Annotated in this window: 21 protein-coding genes; 18 read left to right on the top strand and 3 right to left on the bottom strand. The window is 44.7% G+C overall.

Annotated features, from left to right (window positions below; translation table 11 throughout):
* Nucleotides 1–7: 7 nt before the first annotated feature.
* The 6 genes from PV407_RS13640 to PV407_RS13615 all read left to right on the top strand — a co-directional run bounded on the left by PV407_RS13640 (nucleotide 8) and on the right by PV407_RS13615 (nucleotide 3693).
* Nucleotides 8–445 (top strand): hypothetical protein, encoded by a 438-nt coding sequence (locus tag PV407_RS13640; RefSeq protein ID WP_332090483.1) that lies wholly within the window; start codon nucleotides 8–10, stop codon nucleotides 443–445.
* Between the two features lie 160 nt (nucleotides 446–605).
* Entirely contained in the window at nucleotides 606–965 is a 360-nt protein-coding gene (locus PV407_RS13635) for a hypothetical protein (RefSeq protein WP_332090482.1), read from the top strand.
* Nucleotides 966–1007: 42 nt separating this feature from the next.
* Complete coding sequence (locus tag PV407_RS13630; RefSeq protein ID WP_332090481.1) at nucleotides 1008–1487, top strand: hypothetical protein; 480 nt, start codon at nucleotides 1008–1010, stop codon at nucleotides 1485–1487.
* Nucleotides 1488–1500: 13 nt separating this feature from the next.
* The gene (locus PV407_RS13625) at nucleotides 1501–1665 is read left to right on the top strand and encodes a hypothetical protein (protein WP_332090480.1); all 165 of its coding nucleotides are present in this window, start codon (nucleotides 1501–1503) and stop codon (nucleotides 1663–1665) included.
* 434 nt (nucleotides 1666–2099) lie between these two features.
* Nucleotides 2100–2441, top strand: coding sequence for a hypothetical protein (locus PV407_RS13620; protein ID WP_332090479.1), 342 nt, complete (start codon nucleotides 2100–2102; stop codon nucleotides 2439–2441).
* 130 nt (nucleotides 2442–2571) lie between these two features.
* Nucleotides 2572–3693: a hypothetical protein gene (locus tag PV407_RS13615; RefSeq protein WP_332090478.1), complete on the top strand. Its 1122-nt coding sequence runs from the start codon at nucleotides 2572–2574 to the stop codon at nucleotides 3691–3693.
* Between the two features lie 201 nt (nucleotides 3694–3894).
* Here PV407_RS13615 and PV407_RS13610 read toward each other — a convergent pair whose 3' ends face one another.
* Nucleotides 3895–4443, bottom strand: a complete 549-nt coding sequence (locus PV407_RS13610; protein ID WP_332090477.1) for an AAA family ATPase — start codon at nucleotides 4441–4443, stop codon at nucleotides 3895–3897.
* Between the two features lie 63 nt (nucleotides 4444–4506).
* A complete protein-coding gene (locus PV407_RS13605) occupies nucleotides 4507–5550 on the bottom strand; it encodes an IS1595 family transposase (RefSeq protein WP_332090476.1) in 1044 nt (347 codons plus the stop codon).
* A gap of 569 nt (nucleotides 5551–6119) precedes the next feature.
* Here PV407_RS13605 and PV407_RS13600 point away from each other — a divergent pair.
* The 4 genes from PV407_RS13600 to PV407_RS13585 all read left to right on the top strand — a co-directional run bounded on the left by PV407_RS13600 (nucleotide 6120) and on the right by PV407_RS13585 (nucleotide 11594).
* Nucleotides 6120–7547 carry a hypothetical protein gene (locus PV407_RS13600; protein WP_332090475.1) on the top strand — a complete coding sequence of 476 codons (1428 nt, stop codon included), beginning with the start codon at nucleotides 6120–6122 and terminating at the stop codon, nucleotides 7545–7547.
* 88 nt (nucleotides 7548–7635) lie between these two features.
* A complete protein-coding gene (locus PV407_RS13595; RefSeq protein ID WP_332090474.1) occupies nucleotides 7636–8034 on the top strand; it encodes a hypothetical protein in 399 nt (132 codons plus the stop codon).
* 379 nt (nucleotides 8035–8413) lie between these two features.
* Entirely contained in the window at nucleotides 8414–10027 is a 1614-nt protein-coding gene (locus PV407_RS13590; RefSeq protein WP_332090473.1) for a DNA cytosine methyltransferase, read from the top strand.
* 373 nt (nucleotides 10028–10400) lie between these two features.
* The gene (locus tag PV407_RS13585) at nucleotides 10401–11594 is read left to right on the top strand and encodes a GAF domain-containing protein (protein WP_332090472.1); all 1194 of its coding nucleotides are present in this window, start codon (nucleotides 10401–10403) and stop codon (nucleotides 11592–11594) included.
* Between the two features lie 493 nt (nucleotides 11595–12087).
* On the opposite strand, the gene PV407_RS13580 is transcribed toward PV407_RS13585, so the two are convergent.
* Nucleotides 12088–13020, bottom strand: a complete 933-nt coding sequence (locus tag PV407_RS13580; protein ID WP_332090471.1) for a hypothetical protein — start codon at nucleotides 13018–13020, stop codon at nucleotides 12088–12090.
* 464 nt (nucleotides 13021–13484) lie between these two features.
* On the opposite strand from PV407_RS13580, the gene PV407_RS13575 reads away from it, so the two are divergent.
* The 8 genes from PV407_RS13575 (at nucleotide 13485) to PV407_RS13540 (ending at nucleotide 17215) form a co-directional block, all read left to right on the top strand.
* Nucleotides 13485–13847: a hypothetical protein gene (locus PV407_RS13575; protein WP_332090470.1), complete on the top strand. Its 363-nt coding sequence runs from the start codon at nucleotides 13485–13487 to the stop codon at nucleotides 13845–13847.
* Between the two features lie 88 nt (nucleotides 13848–13935).
* Nucleotides 13936–14271 carry a YolD-like family protein gene (locus PV407_RS13570; protein ID WP_332090469.1) on the top strand — a complete coding sequence of 112 codons (336 nt, stop codon included), beginning with the start codon at nucleotides 13936–13938 and terminating at the stop codon, nucleotides 14269–14271.
* A 71-nt stretch (nucleotides 14272–14342) separates the two neighbouring features.
* Nucleotides 14343–14513, top strand: coding sequence for a hypothetical protein (locus tag PV407_RS13565; RefSeq protein WP_332090468.1), 171 nt, complete (start codon nucleotides 14343–14345; stop codon nucleotides 14511–14513).
* An 88-nt stretch (nucleotides 14514–14601) separates the two neighbouring features.
* Nucleotides 14602–14940 (top strand): AbrB/MazE/SpoVT family DNA-binding domain-containing protein, encoded by a 339-nt coding sequence (locus PV407_RS13560; RefSeq protein ID WP_332090467.1) that lies wholly within the window; start codon nucleotides 14602–14604, stop codon nucleotides 14938–14940.
* Nucleotides 14941–15034: 94 nt separating this feature from the next.
* Nucleotides 15035–15355 carry a hypothetical protein gene (locus PV407_RS13555; RefSeq protein ID WP_332090466.1) on the top strand — a complete coding sequence of 107 codons (321 nt, stop codon included), beginning with the start codon at nucleotides 15035–15037 and terminating at the stop codon, nucleotides 15353–15355.
* A 3-nt stretch (nucleotides 15356–15358) separates the two neighbouring features.
* Nucleotides 15359–15604: a hypothetical protein gene (locus tag PV407_RS13550; protein WP_332090465.1), complete on the top strand. Its 246-nt coding sequence runs from the start codon at nucleotides 15359–15361 to the stop codon at nucleotides 15602–15604.
* A 245-nt stretch (nucleotides 15605–15849) separates the two neighbouring features.
* On the top strand, nucleotides 15850–16080 hold the full coding sequence (locus tag PV407_RS13545) for a hypothetical protein (RefSeq protein ID WP_332090464.1): 231 nt from the start codon (nucleotides 15850–15852) through the stop codon (nucleotides 16078–16080).
* Between the two features lie 106 nt (nucleotides 16081–16186).
* On the top strand, nucleotides 16187–17215 hold the full coding sequence (locus PV407_RS13540; protein ID WP_332090463.1) for a DUF6094 domain-containing protein: 1029 nt from the start codon (nucleotides 16187–16189) through the stop codon (nucleotides 17213–17215).
* The last annotated feature ends 38 nt before the right edge of the window (nucleotides 17216–17253 follow it).

The following is a 17253-nucleotide window of genomic DNA, read 5'->3' as shown; positions in this document are numbered from 1 at the left end:
GAGGCACTTGACGCATTGTCGAGATCCGAAACAATGTGCTAAAAAGGCCTTTAACAGAGAGAGACGGTTATTTGACCGTCTCTCTTTTGCTGAAGAACTTTTACATGAATTCAGGATGAATCTCCTTGAAGGCCAAGGTGTGCTGTTGGAATCCTTTCATTCGGAGCGTCGGCAGGTCGATCGGCTCTATTCAAAGAGAGATATTCGTTCTGCAATAGAGGAGGGATGGGCGATCGATTATTCAGAGTTTGAAGGGCGAATTGAAATTACTGTGATGTCTTACATCCGTGTTTCGTTAGGTGTCTATCGTCCCATTCACGTCGTATGTGGAATCACAAATCCGAAATTATGGGTGATAATCACAGTTAAAGATCCGTCAGAAAGGCCGTGGAGATGGGATGAAAAATACGAAAAGAAAATTTGTTTTTGCAATATCGAAGTTTAATTATTTTTGTCGTGCAAAAATGGTTGTGGTCGGGTATAATGGTCAACAAACACCATTATCGAAAGGGACGGTCGGTATGCAGAAGAGGCGTGGGAGACCCACAGAAAACCCTCGGCCATTAACGATTCCCGAGACCAGGGTCACTAGGGAGGAAAATAGAATGATACGACTGAAAGCTGCTCTTTATGTCGGCGGCAATGTCGCTGAATTTATGCGACAAGCAGCTGCGCAGTACAGAGGTCAAATGAAAACGTTGGATTGCATCAATCCCAACTGTGATGGTTTGATGCAGGTTATTTATACCGACGAAACCCACTTTTTCAAAGTCGCTGATAAGGACCATGAAATGGTTCTGCACGGTGTGCCTGTATATGAGTGCAACTGCTGTCGTACCCGTATGGCTGATGTAAATCTTTCTGCGGAATTGGAAGGTTTCATTGACGAAGAAATCGAGTTTCGTCTGAAGAACTACATGGAATTACCAACAGAGATTGATTTTGACCAATTATTAACGCCATAGGAGGGCATTCGTGCCCTTCTCTTTCATTTTGAATGAATGGGGATGCAAAAGTTGTTGCTTCATCGAAGTGGTGAATTCTATCCAGTACAAGTTGTTCGATTGCAACCGCGTGATCTTGAGCAAATGAAAAAGAAGGATGGCTGGACTCGTGGATTTAATTGGGGAGTATACTTTCAAGCCTCTAACGTTGAGATGTACAAATTACTGGCAGGAAATGACCAGATCCAAGGTGTCATCGCGATGGAAGCCGCCGAAGGCTTCGTAGAAGTTCATCTGGTCGAGAGCGCGCCACATAACCGTGGAGTGAATCGCGAGTTCTCACAAGTTGGGGCTCATCTATTCGCATTTGCTTGTCGGCGCAGCATCGAATTGGGAAATGAGGGATTTGTTGTTTTTACTGCCAAAACGAAATTAATCGAACATTATCGTTCTATTCTTGGCGCGAAGCCGATCAGTTCGGATGGACGTATGGTAATCGATGATGTTGCTGCAAATCGCTTAATCAGTGTATACTTAAGATAAAGGCGGTGATCCTTTGAAAAATCAAATGATCTCACATCAGGTAGATGCGCTTGATCGTATTGCTGAATTAAATCAAGGGCATTATGTTGTACCTACTTCACCAGGGAATAAAAAATTGCGTGCAGAAACAGTCGCAATCATTAACCAAATGAAACGGGAGTCAAAAAAAGATAGCTAATCAGCTATCCTTTTTTTTACACACATGTCGTATTCAGGATCAATTCGGAGAATCATCTTAACCGGGGGATCTATCGATTTACATATCAAATGATACACCCAGGTCGGAGACGATTTGACGGATAAAGCTTGGGATTGGGCTGAGAAACAGAATGAATAGGGGCGGCAATTGGAATGAGCGACATTACAAAGGCTCTTGAAGCCCGCATTAAGCAACTTGTGGAAAGTGTTAGAACCGTCAAATGTCCATGCTGCGGAGAAACGACGAGCGATTGGTCCGCAATCAATGATTTGGACGACGAATATCGGGATATTGTCACATGCGAAGTCAACGGTTGCGAATTTTACATAACGGAGTACACGGACGGTTCAGTTCAGACCGAACCACGATTATAAGTAACAGAATGAAGACGCGGCGAACTAAGGAGCATTGATATGGCATCGTACAATGATCGGGATTATTACAAATCGGTCAATGGTCGTATAGCGGTTTTGCTTCGCCGAGTTCCGGATTATAGACCGCTGCCAGAGGACATTTTGAGCGAGATCGATTCCATGCCCATCCGGGATCGAGAAAACATTGCATTCTCGGCTGATGCACTAATTGGATTGATGCAAGCGCAAATAAACGAGTTGAAGGCTATTAAGGAACGGGCCGAGCGGTGTCCGACGCTTCAAGTTCTTAACGTTTCCGGTCGTGAGAGCATGGTAAAGAAAAATATTTATCTCCTAACTTGTCCAATTGTAAAAGGCAATTTCCGACAAAAGATTATGTAGCTCATGCTAGAGAGTGCAAAGGCAGCCTAACATATAAATTTACCAAAGCAATCGTTTTTAGTTTGAACTATGAGGCAATATGACAGATCGATGTTATTAATTATTCGATGGTAAGAGGGGATTTTCGAAAATGATAAATCTTGAAAAGTATCCTAACCTGCGCGTTTACAAATTGCAGGATATTGTCGAAATGACTGAAAAGGACGGTTTCGACCCCGATGCGGAAGGGTTCTTGTTTGGCGTCGAATTTTCGTATGAAGAATGGACGCTCTCTAAGTTCTTGGAACGCCCGTCTGTCTTTAAGTTTGATGACCCGGTTCAACGTAATACTGATGCATGGTCAGAACGGAAACGATCGGAGGGTATTGCCTCGATCCTCATGAATATTGAGCTCGGTCCAATAAAAGCCCAAAGGAAGTCCATTAACAAAGTCTTGTATCGGAACGTTATCGATGGTGGAAACCGTTTGACTTCGCAGCGTGATTACGTTAAAAATCTTTGGGCGCTCAATCCTGAAACTTATATTTTTGGGCATCTGGAAGGCGAACGGATTCTGATCGATATCTCTGGTGCGTACTTTAAAGATTTGCCTAAGATGTTCCAAAATCGGATAACTGGGTATTCATTTCAAGTCCATCTGTATGACATGGACGATGAGATGAAGAACGAGATGTATTATCGTTGGAATAATTATGAAGCACATACCAAATCAGAACTGAAGCGGTCCCATATGTCGGCAGTCATGCAAAAAACCGTGAACGATATTATGAAAATGAATTTCTTGAAGATCGGCTTTAAAGATTGGCAAATTAATCGCTCTTTACACATGGAACCATTACTTCAGGGCTTCGCCTTGATAGAGACGAACAACCAAACAAGCTTGAAAGAGGACGTTATTACCGAAATGTTAGAAAAAAATAGAATATCTCCTGAAACCGTTCTATTAATCAGCAATATTGCACCATTCTTAGAAAAAGTATATTCCACTTTTGAGGGGCAGACCAGAATAGCAAAAAAAATCTTTCACAAAAAACATAAGGCTACTCTGCTTTATGTCGCTTCCAAAGCCCCAAATGATCTACCCGTAGAAACCTTTGCCGAATGGGCAAATAAATTTTTCTGTGATGATTTGGAGAATAGTGGGTACTATGAGTTTGGCGGTGACATACGCGAGATAAATGTTAGAGAGAGGAACAGAATTGCCTTAGAGCATTTCTTAGGGCATATTCAGGAAGCAATAATTGCATCATGAAACAGGCTCGATGATGAGCTACGGCTTGACCAATAGCAGGTAGTTCGCTTACCTGGAACCGGGGCTCACCAAATGGTGAGCCTTTTGTTTTTGGCTCTGTTAAACTTTAATGTTGATCATTGTGTAAAAAATAAAGGAAACCTTAATAAATAGGGTTTCCTCCAACTCTAACGCACCCGTTTGTTTAACTTTTGTATCACATCAAATAGTGAGTAAAGCAGATTTCTTTTCAATCACAGCTTTTATTGTTGAAACACTTTGTTCGATTGATTGATTTGTTGTGTCAATAATATTGGATTCATAGTGACCCAAATTGTTAAATTGCTCCCACATTTTTTCTACCAATTCAATGTTGGCATCTTCGTCCAACTTGGAACGATTGATTGCGCGGTTCATTGTTTCTTCTTTAGTCGCTCTTAAGATAATGTAATGTACTTCATAATTATCTTGTACGGCTTTTAACCACGGCTCTAAGAACCAAGGACCAACAATTCCATCTATAATCACATCGAACCCACCACGTGCAAAACGTTTTGCAGCTTCCAAAAAGGCTTCAATAACAATTAAGTTTTGTTCATGTGATTCCGGTAAAAATGGAGGTATTGCCCCCTTATGAATATAGTGATAAAAATCATCCGTGTGCATATGTACCGACTTTGATAAATTAGACTCTTTAGCAACAATTGATGCCGATGTACTTTTACCAGTCCCTGGTGAACCAGTAATTATAATAATTCTGCCTAGTTTCATAAAAATTCTCCTTAATTAAATGTAGGTTAAAACGACACCCTTCAACCTAACCTGCCAAGTAGCTCAACAGTAAGTCATCCGTCGAAGTCTGGCGTTCGTATCCTTCACAGAAACCAGGCACGAGGACACCAACATATTTTTCTTATTCGACGTTGTGTTCTCATAGTCCTTGCTGTCGAGATAGCGGAACCATGCAAGGTAATGCTCCAAATACTTGGTTGCTACCCCGTTGAAGCGGTCCATCCATCTTTTCAAACGGCTATGGTAGCTATTGACGTTCTGAATATGGTAAACGCCTTTGACCCGCTGTTTTCCATCAGACTTGAATCGGTAATGCGCCAATCCCTTTTGATTGGCATAGGAACTGAACGCACGCCAGGAATCCGTACAGAGCACGTTGGAGCTCGACAAGTGAGAACCGATTGCTTCATCCAGCTTTGTTGTTCGGATGCGCCCACGCCCAAGAACGCCTGAAAAAGTCATCTTCTGACGGTCTCGGGCGACCAGCACACAGACCTGGTCGTTGCTGATACCACGGTGTCTGGCTTTACCGCCGCGCTTACGTGGCTTGCGTTCGGTAATATTCCGCCGTCCCTTTTCCGAGTACAGGAAGTAGGTCTCGTCCATTTCGACAATACCTCGAAAGGCTTCTGTTGGAACTTGCTTCAGCGCAGCGAGAATTTTATGCCGCCAGTAGAACAAGGTCACGAACGAGACCCCGTCGTACATCAGTTCGGCGCATTTGCGCAGCGAAAAGCCTTCTATCATTAGATCAATAAATCGAACCCATAGATGAGGTCGCCGTGTCCGCTGGAGAGGGCTGTTTGTAAGGTCATTGAACGTTTGGAGGCATGATTTGCAGCGGTAACGCTGTCGTTTAACGGCTCCCGCACGTGTTTTAACGTCATACTTGCCGAAGCGCACGACGGCTTGGGTACGGCAATGCGGACAGACCAAACCGTCTTTATGCTTTTGCTCTTGAATTTCATCAATCACTCGAATAGGTGCTGTAGTACCCTTGGTTTCGGACTGCAAATGGAGAATAAGCTGTTGCTTTTCCTTATTGTCCAAGCACTTAGCAAATTTTATCAGTTCCTTCAAATCCATAGGGTAATCAACTCCGAGCCGCATGATTACCTTTATTATAGAACAAGTGTTCGAAAACATCAAATATCAACAATGAGGTTTAACATATCCTTGTTTTTACATTATGTACGACTTATGGCAGGGAAAGGAGGAATCCTGCCGAAGAATTGCGCGGCGGGATTCCGCTACGCGGCGCTTCAGCTAGGAGGCCGTTGACGTTGCCAACGGTGGCTGTCAGCGATTCGCGAATCGGCCGCTATGTGAGGGCAAGCTGCAGCCATTACCCAGAATTGTGAACATACTGTCCGGTATTTGCATGTGCCCCCGATCGGATCAGGGGAATCGACCATCGACTCGATGGATGAGGCGATATCATCCTGCGATAATACCGATAGACAGTGAAATGGAGTGTGAAGTTATTATTGTCTATATAACTCCGTCTATGATAAAATAAAAATGTTTACATCTATTTAGTTGCTCTATGCCTTTTCGCGAGTGTAAGCCCTATCGGGTAATATGAGTATGGCCTTGCCATGTTCATATCACCAGATAGGGCTTTTTTATTTTATTGCCCGAATGGAGGTATTGACTTGGCATTCAAGCGGATTAAGCAAGAAACGATTGAAAAGGCCAGAGAGGTTGACATTCTTTTCATCGCTCAAGCAATGGGAGAAGAGCTTACCAAATCTGGACGTAGTTATTTTACCTATCAAAATCAAAGTGAGTCCACTCCATCGGTCGCAATTACCCCATCAAAGGGAATCTGGAAAAACTTCGGGGGGACAGAAGGAGGAAGGGATGCAATCAGTTATTTTGCCTACCGTACGTATAATTCGTGCTCCCCAAGTGGGACTGAGTTCATCGAGGCGGTTAAAGCAGTTTGCCAGATGGCAGGCATCCCCATCGAGTACGAGGATGGAAGTATTGAAGAAGCGACAACACAAGTAAATCCGAACCGTGAAGTGTTCCGCGGCAAAAAAGACGACGATGAGTGCTTGCCCAAGGAGAAGCCCGAGCGAATCGATTTTGTGTATCGGGAATGGATGAAGCATTTACCGTTAACTGAGGCACATGTGAAGCACTTTTCTGAAACAAGGAAAATTAGCGCCTCGGCAATGAAAATTCGCGAATACCGTTCCTTTCTTGATTCAAAAGCAGATCGATACAAAGCGGTTAAAGAGATGATGAGGGTAACTCATGAGCCCGCCGGTGTCCCCGGATTTGCCCTTTGCCAAGGCAAATACGGCCCGTATTGGACAACGTTAGGACGGGCGGGCATTCTCATCCCATTTCGCGATATTGATAATCGGATTAGCGGTTTTCAGATCCGAGCCGATGAGCCGCCTAAGATTATCAAACGTCAGGGAAGAATTCGAATCAACGAGCCGAGCTACAACGTTCTCCAAGCCGTTTGCCCTGATACAGGCGCCATACTGTGGGAAGGAAATCGGGAACAACTCCCGATAGAGCTTCCGGAAGGGAAGGTATGGATGGAAGATGGGGGCATCTACAGCTGGTTTGCTTCATTGACTTACAAAAAGAAGGGGATCATTGCGGGGACCTTACTGGGGGACCCGTCTCCGTATCATTGCGCCGTACCTAGCCGTATTTTGTCGAAGTGGCGGCCGGGCGTCCGGATTAACGAGGTAATGGATACACGAACCATTTGGTGGGGCGAAGGTCCGCTGAAGGGTGACATCGCCAGCGACTTTACCGATGAGATTCATTTACAAGCCGCAGGCGTCAATTCTTGGCGCGTTCTCCTCGAGCCTACCCTAACAATTGCACCGGAGCGGGTTATTCTTGGCTTCGACGCCGATGCTCATACGAAGCAAGGGGTTCGGGATAATGTGTTGAACTGCATCAGGGAAGCGCAAAAAAACCTGTCTGCCAGAGGCATTGAGTTGCTGATCGCGATTTGGCCTTATCATGTCGGAAAGGGATTGGACGACACTCTAAATGCGGGGTACAAGGCGCAGATCATTACCATTCCGAAAGAGGTACGATCTAAGAATTGAAGCTTCGATCAAGTAAATACGTTTGGGAAGAGTCGCTATTTGGCGGCTCTTTTCTTTTTCTGATTACCATATGATGGGGGACCTGATCATGAAGAAGGTTCAGTTCAAAACAGCGCGTGTCGAGTACATTCTCGAAGCACATGGATATTCTCGGAACGGGTTATTTATCAAATTCGATAACCTTGAGATCATTCAACTTGCGATAGGCCGGAGCGCCAGCTTTTCATACACCATCGGAAATACACCATATCGCATCGAAACCGATCCCGTCGTAGAGGTTCTGTCGTGGCCTCGTGATTATTACTCGAAAGCGAATGCTTATCGGGTCAGGATTCAGAACAAGCAACGGACAATGATTCGTTACCGCATCGGGAGCAGGCAGGATGTAGTAAAATGGGCAGCCGATAAATGGCCGGATCATCAAATATTGCTCGATCCTTGTCGATGCGGCATTACTCGTGTGGAAGCAATTAATCCGGCGATTTGAAAGGGGATCCGGAATGTACAAACCAAAGGAAGTAGTATGTTGCACTGCAGAGGATAGCTTGGAAAGTGGTTTCAATTCGGGCAACGATCGGGGACTTAACGAAGCTTATGTATACGGCGAGCCCTTATGCATCTGGATCTTCGATCATGATGATCCAATTGTACCGGCTCATTTCATTGAGAGAAAAGAAATGAATTCGAGCCCAGTTATGTTCATTGTGAATTGGGAAGGGCGCTACTTGGAACTGAATTCGTCAAGAATCCGTCGGATCGAACGGTTTAAGCATGAGAAATTTATGCGAGTCACGTTTGCCGGCGATATTATACCGCCACTTAAGAAAAACGATAACTAGAAGGGGGGAGCCCTTCGGAAGAAGGCAATGGATGTTCCATTGCCTTTTTTCATGGGCGTACTTATGGGAGCGATTATCGGAGCTGCAGCTAGACGAAAAGTACAAGGCCCGTCTCAACAATCGGGCATCGCTTATAAAACATGCGCGGTACTATTCGGAGGTATCGGAGGAGCATCGGCCGGATTTCTAAAATCTCAAATCGAGTACGGCGGCCAAATTTATCGCTTGAAACTGCTATGCTCGATAGATAGCGATCCAGTCGCTTGCCGTAACCATGATTCCATAACCGGCGAGAATACTTCGGTCGTTATGGATCTTTTCACCAGAGAGATGTACAAAGCTTGGCACGGACACGAACCGCCAGCTGGCTGGCGTGAAGCCGAGCCCTGGGATCTATGGGTAGCTTTCGGCTACCAGATTCCCTTTTTTCTCTTTACAAGCCCCCCGTGCAAAGGGTTAAGCGCACTATTGCCTAAAGAAGCTTCCGAATCAGCACAATATCAGGCCTTGAATCAATTGACCGAACATGGCATTGATTTGGCACTACGTGCATGCCTGGAGTACGGCGGGGGCGTCCCCGCAATCATTGGACTCGAGAACGTACCGCGGATCCAAACTCGTGGCAGACAATTACTGAAACGGATTGATGATCGACTCAAAAATACAGGGTTTGCCGTGAATATGCGCGCGGACCATAACCTGGGTGAAATCGGAGGCCTTGGTCAAAATCGATTACGGTTTCTGGTTATGGCTCGAGATGAAGCGCAGGTCCCTAATTTTGTTACTTACCCGCTCAAGAAAGGCTTGAAAACGATTGGTGAGGTTCTCGAGAAGTTACCGCCTCCCGGAGACTTGGAACATGGGGGGCCAATGCACCGGGAACCCAGGCTTACGTGGAAGGTCGCAATGCGTCTTGCATTAATAGAGGCGGGAAAGGATTGGCGTTCGCTTAACAAATTGTACTGGTCGAAATATCGGATACAGTACGAGCCGCGGAGCGGAGCGTTAGCCGTTGAAGATTGGAACAAACCATGCCGAACAGTAAGCGGGACCCCGGGCCCCGGTAGGAGTAATGGTGCTGCAGCGGTTGCCGATTATCGACTCAATTATAAAAACAGTACTCATGGGAATATATACCGTGTTGTTCGAATGACCGAGACCGGCCCGACTGTTACTGGTGCTGTGGGACCAAACAACGGAGCCATTTGCGTAGCTGATCCAAATGTGAAGTCCTGCGACAACCGGAACATTTATCGAATCATCAGGGATGTTGAAGGAGCCACTACAGATTCGATCATCATTTCGAGTGAAGAGATTCCTGGTGACAACGATCGTGGAGTCTGGTTTATTATAGCTCCTGATGGAACACGCCATCGCCCGCTCACGACGTACGAACTTGCAATATTGCAAGGCTTCGATACGCATCTTCCTGATAGGAGGCCGTTTCAGTTGGAAGGATGCACAGATGCCTCCGCACGGGAGTATATCGGCAATGCCGTTCCAGTTACAGCCGCGGAAGCAATGGGAAATTCAATTCTATTGGCAGCTGCACAAGCAGAATACCGTGAAGGTTTTTCATTGGGATACGAAACGATCTGGGTTTCTCCCGATGAAGAGGCTGAACCCATTCATATTCACTGACCCGCTTCTTAAAACAATGGTACAGCGAGAGGATATTATGATAACAGCAACCACGCACTTTTATACTCTTAATTATTGCGAGTTTTGAACCCTATGGGTGTTTCCTCATTATAGGAGTGTGCACCTTTCTAGGACGAGGTGCTTATAAGCCGAATGAATGGTCGTTTCTCTTAAGAAACTACATTCTTCGGCTTTTTATTTTATAAATAATTACTTTTGACGGAGGAGTTGTTGTGATAAGCTTTTATCTGTATTCTTATTAACAAATCTGTCGCACTTGTCTGGAATGCGAATAAAAATATTCTTTCAGATTATACTTTATTAACGATATTTTCTGAGTTTTGGGATTACTTTAACGAGAGGAGGGGGACATATGGATGACCAAGATCAGGAGCAAGCTGAGCGCGTTCGCGATTTAATTGGTGACTCCAGATACATTCCCTTTTTGGATCGCGCCGAAGAAAGCGCCTTATCACTCGCTGTGAAAGGACTCGCCAACTTCATAATCGCGCTTGTTACTCTTTTAAATGTTCCAGCCTTCGTAATAGGGCTGATGTGGTTTATAGAACAGTTGATTCAGAAGGGGATCAATCCAAATTTTAAAATTGAGTACAACTATACCGTCATTGCCTCGATTTTTGGAGGATGGCTGCTAATTTGCTTCCTCTATGAAAAGACTCTCAAAAACATGGTTTCTCCGAGAGTTTTGCCAATCTGGTTTGTAAACTCGAAGGGTTTTTTACGAAACCGGTTTTACTCTGTCGAACTGGCAAGTAAGTATAGTAAAGACTTGGATCAGTTAATTTTAAAGCAAGCTGAAGAACATGCCCGACTGCAAATACAGAGTTGGGAGTTGCAGAACATTCGTTTGCAAGAAACGATCGAACGTGTACGAGCTCTTAACGAATTCCCGGACGAAGTATTTGAATCGATTCGTCGCATTTTTGGCTATATGTCAGATTACGTGACTGATCCATCAAATACAAGAAATCAATTTGAGGTAGTAATGGACATGATTTCTGTCGAAATCAGCAACTACCGGGTTATTCATCCCTTGATAAAGCAAGCAAGTATCATGCTCCTAGATCATAAGAAGGAGTTTCTCCGCATTGCAGGCAAATATAATATGCCCAATCATGCGGTGAAAAGTCACATTGTACGACTCGGCGAAAAGTTTGCGGGCAAGGTCACTCGCGATGGTGAAATTGTATGGATATCAGATGTTAATTCTGAAGCTGCCCAACTAAGCTACGGCTTCGTCCCAAATGCCAAGCGAGAATATACTTCGGTTATGGGGTTCCCGATCCAGGAAATGGGTTCCGAACAATATGAACCGTTCGGTGTTATCGTCATTTATTTCTCCGAAAAAATCGAGTTTACGGAGGAAGAAGAAACAGCGATCAATAAGATTCTCGAGGTATACGCGCAGGTGATCCTCTCCTTTATCAAACTCTATCAGTTCAACATGACACTTCAAGGCATGTATGGTATAATCGAAGCAAAGAACGAAGTACTTGGAGGAGGCACTGATCATGTTGGGGATCCTGAAGAGACACGACAGGGATAGTGAAAAGGCCGTTGTTCGGAAATACCCCGTTGGAGGTCGGGTGCCTCCAAACAAGGAAATTGATCGGATCGTTAAGGAAGCTCTGTACAAAAATGAACAAGCAGTGCAAAAATTGAAACGACCCGTTTAATTTTTTGGGAAAGGTATGAGAAAAAACCGAGAGCGCTAGCTCTCGGTTTTTTTACGTCGGCTTGCTACTCGACGGGCAGCTGAACCGTATTCGTCGCCGGTCGTATGCACCGGCCGGCATGACCAAGACGATGATGGCCCGTGCGATCCGGTACGCCGGAGAGCTCGATCGACTTATCGTGTATGCAGACGGTGCCGCAATTCCGCTGAAACGTCTCGCGGCAAGGAAAAGCCCCCCACGGTTTATAAGGGTGGAACGGGGGCGGGGCAGAAGGCACTTAGCCACGCTTCAAGCGAAGCCTTCTCAAGATCCGTACGTAACATCGACTTGGATTCGGATTTCCGCACAGTCGTAGAGCCGCTATTACTCTTGTTTGTCTTTATCGGCCCGTCCCTTTGCAGTTGCGGAACGTCCTTGGACCTGCTGTTCACGAAGTGCATTAAGCTGTTCATACAGCTTCGAGATTTGAACCGTTGCCTCTTTCTGTTTGGCATTCGCTTCGGCGCTGACTTTTTCAAGCTTCTCTTGGTACTCGCTTCGCACTTGTACCAGCTCACGTTCCCGTTGCACCTCGAGCCGATCTTTTAGACGTTCCAATTCTTCTGCGTGGCGCTCCTTTAGCTGTGCAAGTTGCTCCGTCTGTTGCTGACGGTCCCGTTCTTGCTGTTGTTCCAACGATGTGATTCGCTCGGCCTGTTTTTCGGTCTGCCTCGTCAATTCGTTTATTTGCTGTCGTAGTTCTTTGTTTTCGTCCACGGCGGCCTGATACTCGGAGAGCTGGCCGACCAAAGTTTTGTTCTTTTCGCCTAATTCTTCAAGCAGCAGATCGTTTTTCCGAGTTATGTTCTCATACTGTGAAAGACGCTCTGCTTTCTCCTGGAGTTCTTTCTCTAAACGTCCCCGCTCCTCTTTGAGCTGCTTCATTTCGGCAGTCATTTCCGAAATGGTTTGTTCCTGCGCCATGAATGCAGCATTTCTCTCTGCCAACGTTTCTTCATGCTTTTGCGTCAGCTCCAGCTTTGACGCCGCCTCCGATTGAATGATCGTAAGTAGAATCTCCTGGTCCCGACGAATGTGATATTCACGCTCGTCCAGCAGTTTGCGATAACCTGATGCTATTCCATCCTTGAGCTGCGTCATTTCTACAATTCCGGCGATATGATCCAAAAATTCTGCTTGTGTAGGCAAACCGCTGTTGGCCATCAACTCTTCGAGTTTCGCAATTGTTTCCGGGCGCCCCCGATACGTTTTCGGTACCGTCGCCCCTTTCGGTGTGTTCTCTTTCTCTTCTGCCATCCTTCAACACGCTCCCTTGTGTACTTTATTTAATTATAGCATAAGCATGTACACGATGTGTACAATGTACACAAATAATGAAACGCAGATTATTAATTTTTGTGTACAATGTGTACACGGTACACAAATTAATGGATTAATGCATAAAAGTACACATGATAGGGTCTAAGGGTAATTTGCACGGTCGAACTGAGTCCGTACTCTACTTTGTGCGATGACTAAGATTATTGTAGGCGCAATTTGCAGTAACGGTAGCTCATCGGGCACAATCAAGGGCATAAGTCGGGCGGGTTGTGGAGTTGTTTTTCGGTGATTTCAAACCATGTGAGATATTTCCTCTTGAAAAAGGTGTTCGAGTTCGATTATCTTAGATAATAATAAAAGAACATATGTTCTGTATTTTGTGCGGAGTTGTAGATATTTCTAAATCTCCACGGAATCACTCCCGATGGGAAGGCGAACCGATGAAGAAAATGTCAATGGAAACGGAAGAAGAATTAAGATGGATCAAGGATTATATGTTGCTGACTGTCCTACTTGATGTATTGGAGCGGGACATCAAGGTTATGGGTGACATTCACCTAAAAATGTCGGGGATTTATATCCAGATGTTGAACCAGTTCCAGGACAACGTAAGTTCGGATATGGCGGAATTGCGCAGTAAAATGAGAAATCGCGGTATTCGGATTTATGACCAGAGACGAACAAAGGAGCGGTTAGAAGCCGACTTCTTATGCCGCGGGTACCATCGTCAATGGTCTATGTTTTGGGGGCTTATAAAATCGGAAGTGGAACAAAAACTTTTGTCGTATCTAAAACTGAATTAGGCGATAAGGAATTGCTGCTTACGTTTTTACCTTTTGCAATTGAAGGTGACTAGAATGAAATCATAACAATGAAAGATGGAGGGACAAAATGGGGAAGAAACTGGAAGGGAACGGTCTTTTTGAATCGTCCCGGATCCTACTGCCCGAACACCGAGAACAGTTTGTGCTTCGGCAAAAGGACATTCATTTGCGGAAGCGTCCGGAACTGGATGAACAATTGCTCGATCAGTTCGCTTTGCTATTACTAGAGTCAATGGAAGAGCAATGTGAAGTATCTGTTGAAAAATTTGATCCGTGGCGTGATGAGAGTGTGCAAGGGCGAATCATCAGCATCGATATGACATTGGGGCGGGTTAAAGTTTTAAACGAAACGGAGACGGTAGCCATCCGCCTTTCGGATATCGTTAACGTAACAAGGATATAGGAGCTTTCCAAGTATAAAAGGGCCCCTACTTGCCGAGGATGGTAATAATCCAAGGGCAAAGGGGGATCCTTATGAGTTTGTTCGATCGATTATTCAAAAAAGGTGAAGCACACAAGTCACCTATTCGGAAGTATCAAGTCGGGGAGCGGGTAAAACATAGGAAAATTGCAAGTATTGTTGAGCAGGCTTTAGAAAAAAATGCACAAGAAATACGGAAAATAAAGAAAAGTCGAAACTTGTAGCCTTTGTTCGAAAAGGGCTGCTTTTTTATTTACAGGGGTTATGGTTTAGAATAAGATTATAGTAAGGATTTGTAAGGAGTCGATGGTCTTGATCGGTTACCCAGCAAAGATGTCTAGTAAAGGTCAAGTAACACTGCCCAAGGAAATTCGCAAGCATTTAGGGGTTAGCCGCGATTCCATTCTAAATTTTGTAATAAATCACGATGGCACCGTAATTGTTCAAAAAAGTGTAGCGGATCAAGTATTTCGGAAAGCAATGGATCATCCAATTATTCAAAATTTTATTCAAAATTATCCCGAAGGAGAACTTCGAGCTTCAATGTACATCGGGGCCATGATTCAATCTGGACAGCTCTCGAGCTCGATTTTGGATGATTTAATAGATGTAGAAACAATCGAAATTCTCATAAAGGATAATATCGGGTAAACAATCCATACTCTTTTTTTGGGTTTTCGATCTCAGGTTTTCTCGAGCCTTGTATTCAAGTTGGCTGGATGTTTGAAGAGTGGAGGGGCATTAAATGTGGCAATTTACCATCATAACGGTATACATGCTGGCTTTACTCTGGGCTGTTGTGAAAATAAAAGAAGTAACTCCGAGGATAATAAAGACTTACCGGCGGTTCTATAAGAGTGCAGCTGGAGTTTTATGTTTAGGGCTAGTGGGTTTTATTTTCACCATGAACACAAGTTATCTCGGGATGAATGGAACATATACTGTTGGTATTTTCGTTACCGGACTACTGTTTGGAATCATGGCCCATATATGCATAGCCTTTCTATTGGTATCTGGAATTTTCGAACTTTCCGGCTGGCTGAGAAATCGCAAGGGAGAATTGTAAGACTTGAAGCAGTCATACTCGCATGCGCCGCTTCGGCAGGCTGCTGCCGACGATGGCGGCAGAGATGCATTTCTCGATGGCGGTTGCCAGATAGCTGAGGACGTCGTTTTCGCTCGTTTATGCAGTTTAAAAACAATCCAAGACCTGTTGCTTTCTAGGAGACGAGACATTCGATTGCAAAGTTTAGTAATCACTGTGCTGATGAACTCTGCGTTATATTTAAAAATCGGTGAAATTCTGCCATATTAGAGCGGAATTCGGATATACACTTTTAATATCGTAAATGATACAATAGTGCTGTACCTTGTTTTGACTTACACCTTATTACGAGTATAAAGCCCTACGGGCGGTATGTCTTTTTCGGAAGACGTGCGTCCGTGGGGCTTTTTTGTTTCTCAGGGCGCTTACAAGTCGATATTTTTCAGGAGAGAAGGCTCCTGATAAATATCGACTTTTTATTATATATAAAAACTCTTGGAAGGGGATCGAACTACATGAAAGTTATCGTCGCATTTTTGATGTTCAAGAATGTTGTTCAGGATGTCCAGGCTTTTATTGGGGACGATGCAAGAGAGAAGGCACACGACCAATTCAAAAAGTGGACGAATGTCGATTACATGGATTATTTAATCCGAAAAGACGCCGGGGAGTCCTCGGAAAATATTTTAGGTGAAGACTACGCTGGGACGGATTTGTATGGATGTACCGCAAACGAAGTCAAATAAATTATACCTACCACACTTAGAAAACTTAACCTTCATAGGCATATAAAGCGGGACGAACGATAGGTTTGCCCCGCTTCCCGCACCTATTACCAAGAAGAGGTGAAAAATGGCAAGGATTGCGAGTCAAAGTAAAGGCGGTTACTATCCTACCCCGATTGAGCAATTGAATCTATTGTGCAAAGCTATAAAGTTCCATCCTCAAGAAGACGCGGACAACTTCCTGAATATCATCGATCCGTGCTGTGGAGAAGGAGAAGCGCTGAAGTTTTTTGCCAATCGGCTACATGAATCGAATCCAGTAACATATGGAGTTGAATTGGAGGAAGGACGCTGTCAATCAGCGAGGGCGATATTGGATCATGTAATCCACGATGGCTACGAGAATCTGCGGACAGAATCGAAATTCTCGTTGCTCTGGCTCAATCCTCCGTATGACGAAGGGTTTGGCGAGCGATTAGAAGTCACATTCCTTCGATCGCTTACTGGTAAAAATAACGTATTGGGGAAGGACGGGTTACTGTTTTTCTGCATCCCCCAATATGTTTTGAAGCCTGCTGCCGGTATCATTTCCGGACGTTTCCATGACGTACGGGTCTACCGTTTCACCGATGAATTCTACCCGATTTTTAAACAGGTAGTCTTGATTGGGACGTTCGGAAAGGATCCAAACGGAAAAAGCAAAGAGATCTACAAGATGTTACGGGATTTAGGCGATCAAGGTCCAGAGGCCATTCCGACACTTGAGGAAATTGAGCGAGATATCGATTTATATCCGTCTCCAAGCGGTATCGATATATTTCGCGCCAATCGTCTGAGCGTGAATGAGCTGAAACAAGACCTCATGTCTTCCCCATTACTCAAAGATGTGGAGGAAAAACTCTCGCCTATTTCCAATCGTGCGAAAATGAAAAATCCCATGCTTCCTTTAAAAGCGACTCACACGGCTGTCGCGATAGCCAGCGGCGCCGTAGGGGGGAATATGGGGACTCATATCATTTCCGGCATAACAAAACAAATCGTGACTACCGAGGCGCGCTATGATGAAGCGGGCAAAAAAAACGGCGAAACGATAACGAAGGACTTCCGTTCGGTAGTCAGGGTATTTTGGCCTGCCGGCATTCACGATTTGGAATAGGTCAGACAATACCGCATCAGATAGGGGGGAATCGTCCT

It is taken from the genome of Paenibacillus sp. GYB003 (genome assembly GCF_036577625.1).
Classification (GTDB): Bacteria; Bacillota; Bacilli; order Paenibacillales; family NBRC-103111; genus Paenibacillus_AB.
The sequence above is the reverse complement of the archived record's forward strand: the minus strand, read 5'-3'. Positions and strand labels throughout refer to the sequence as shown.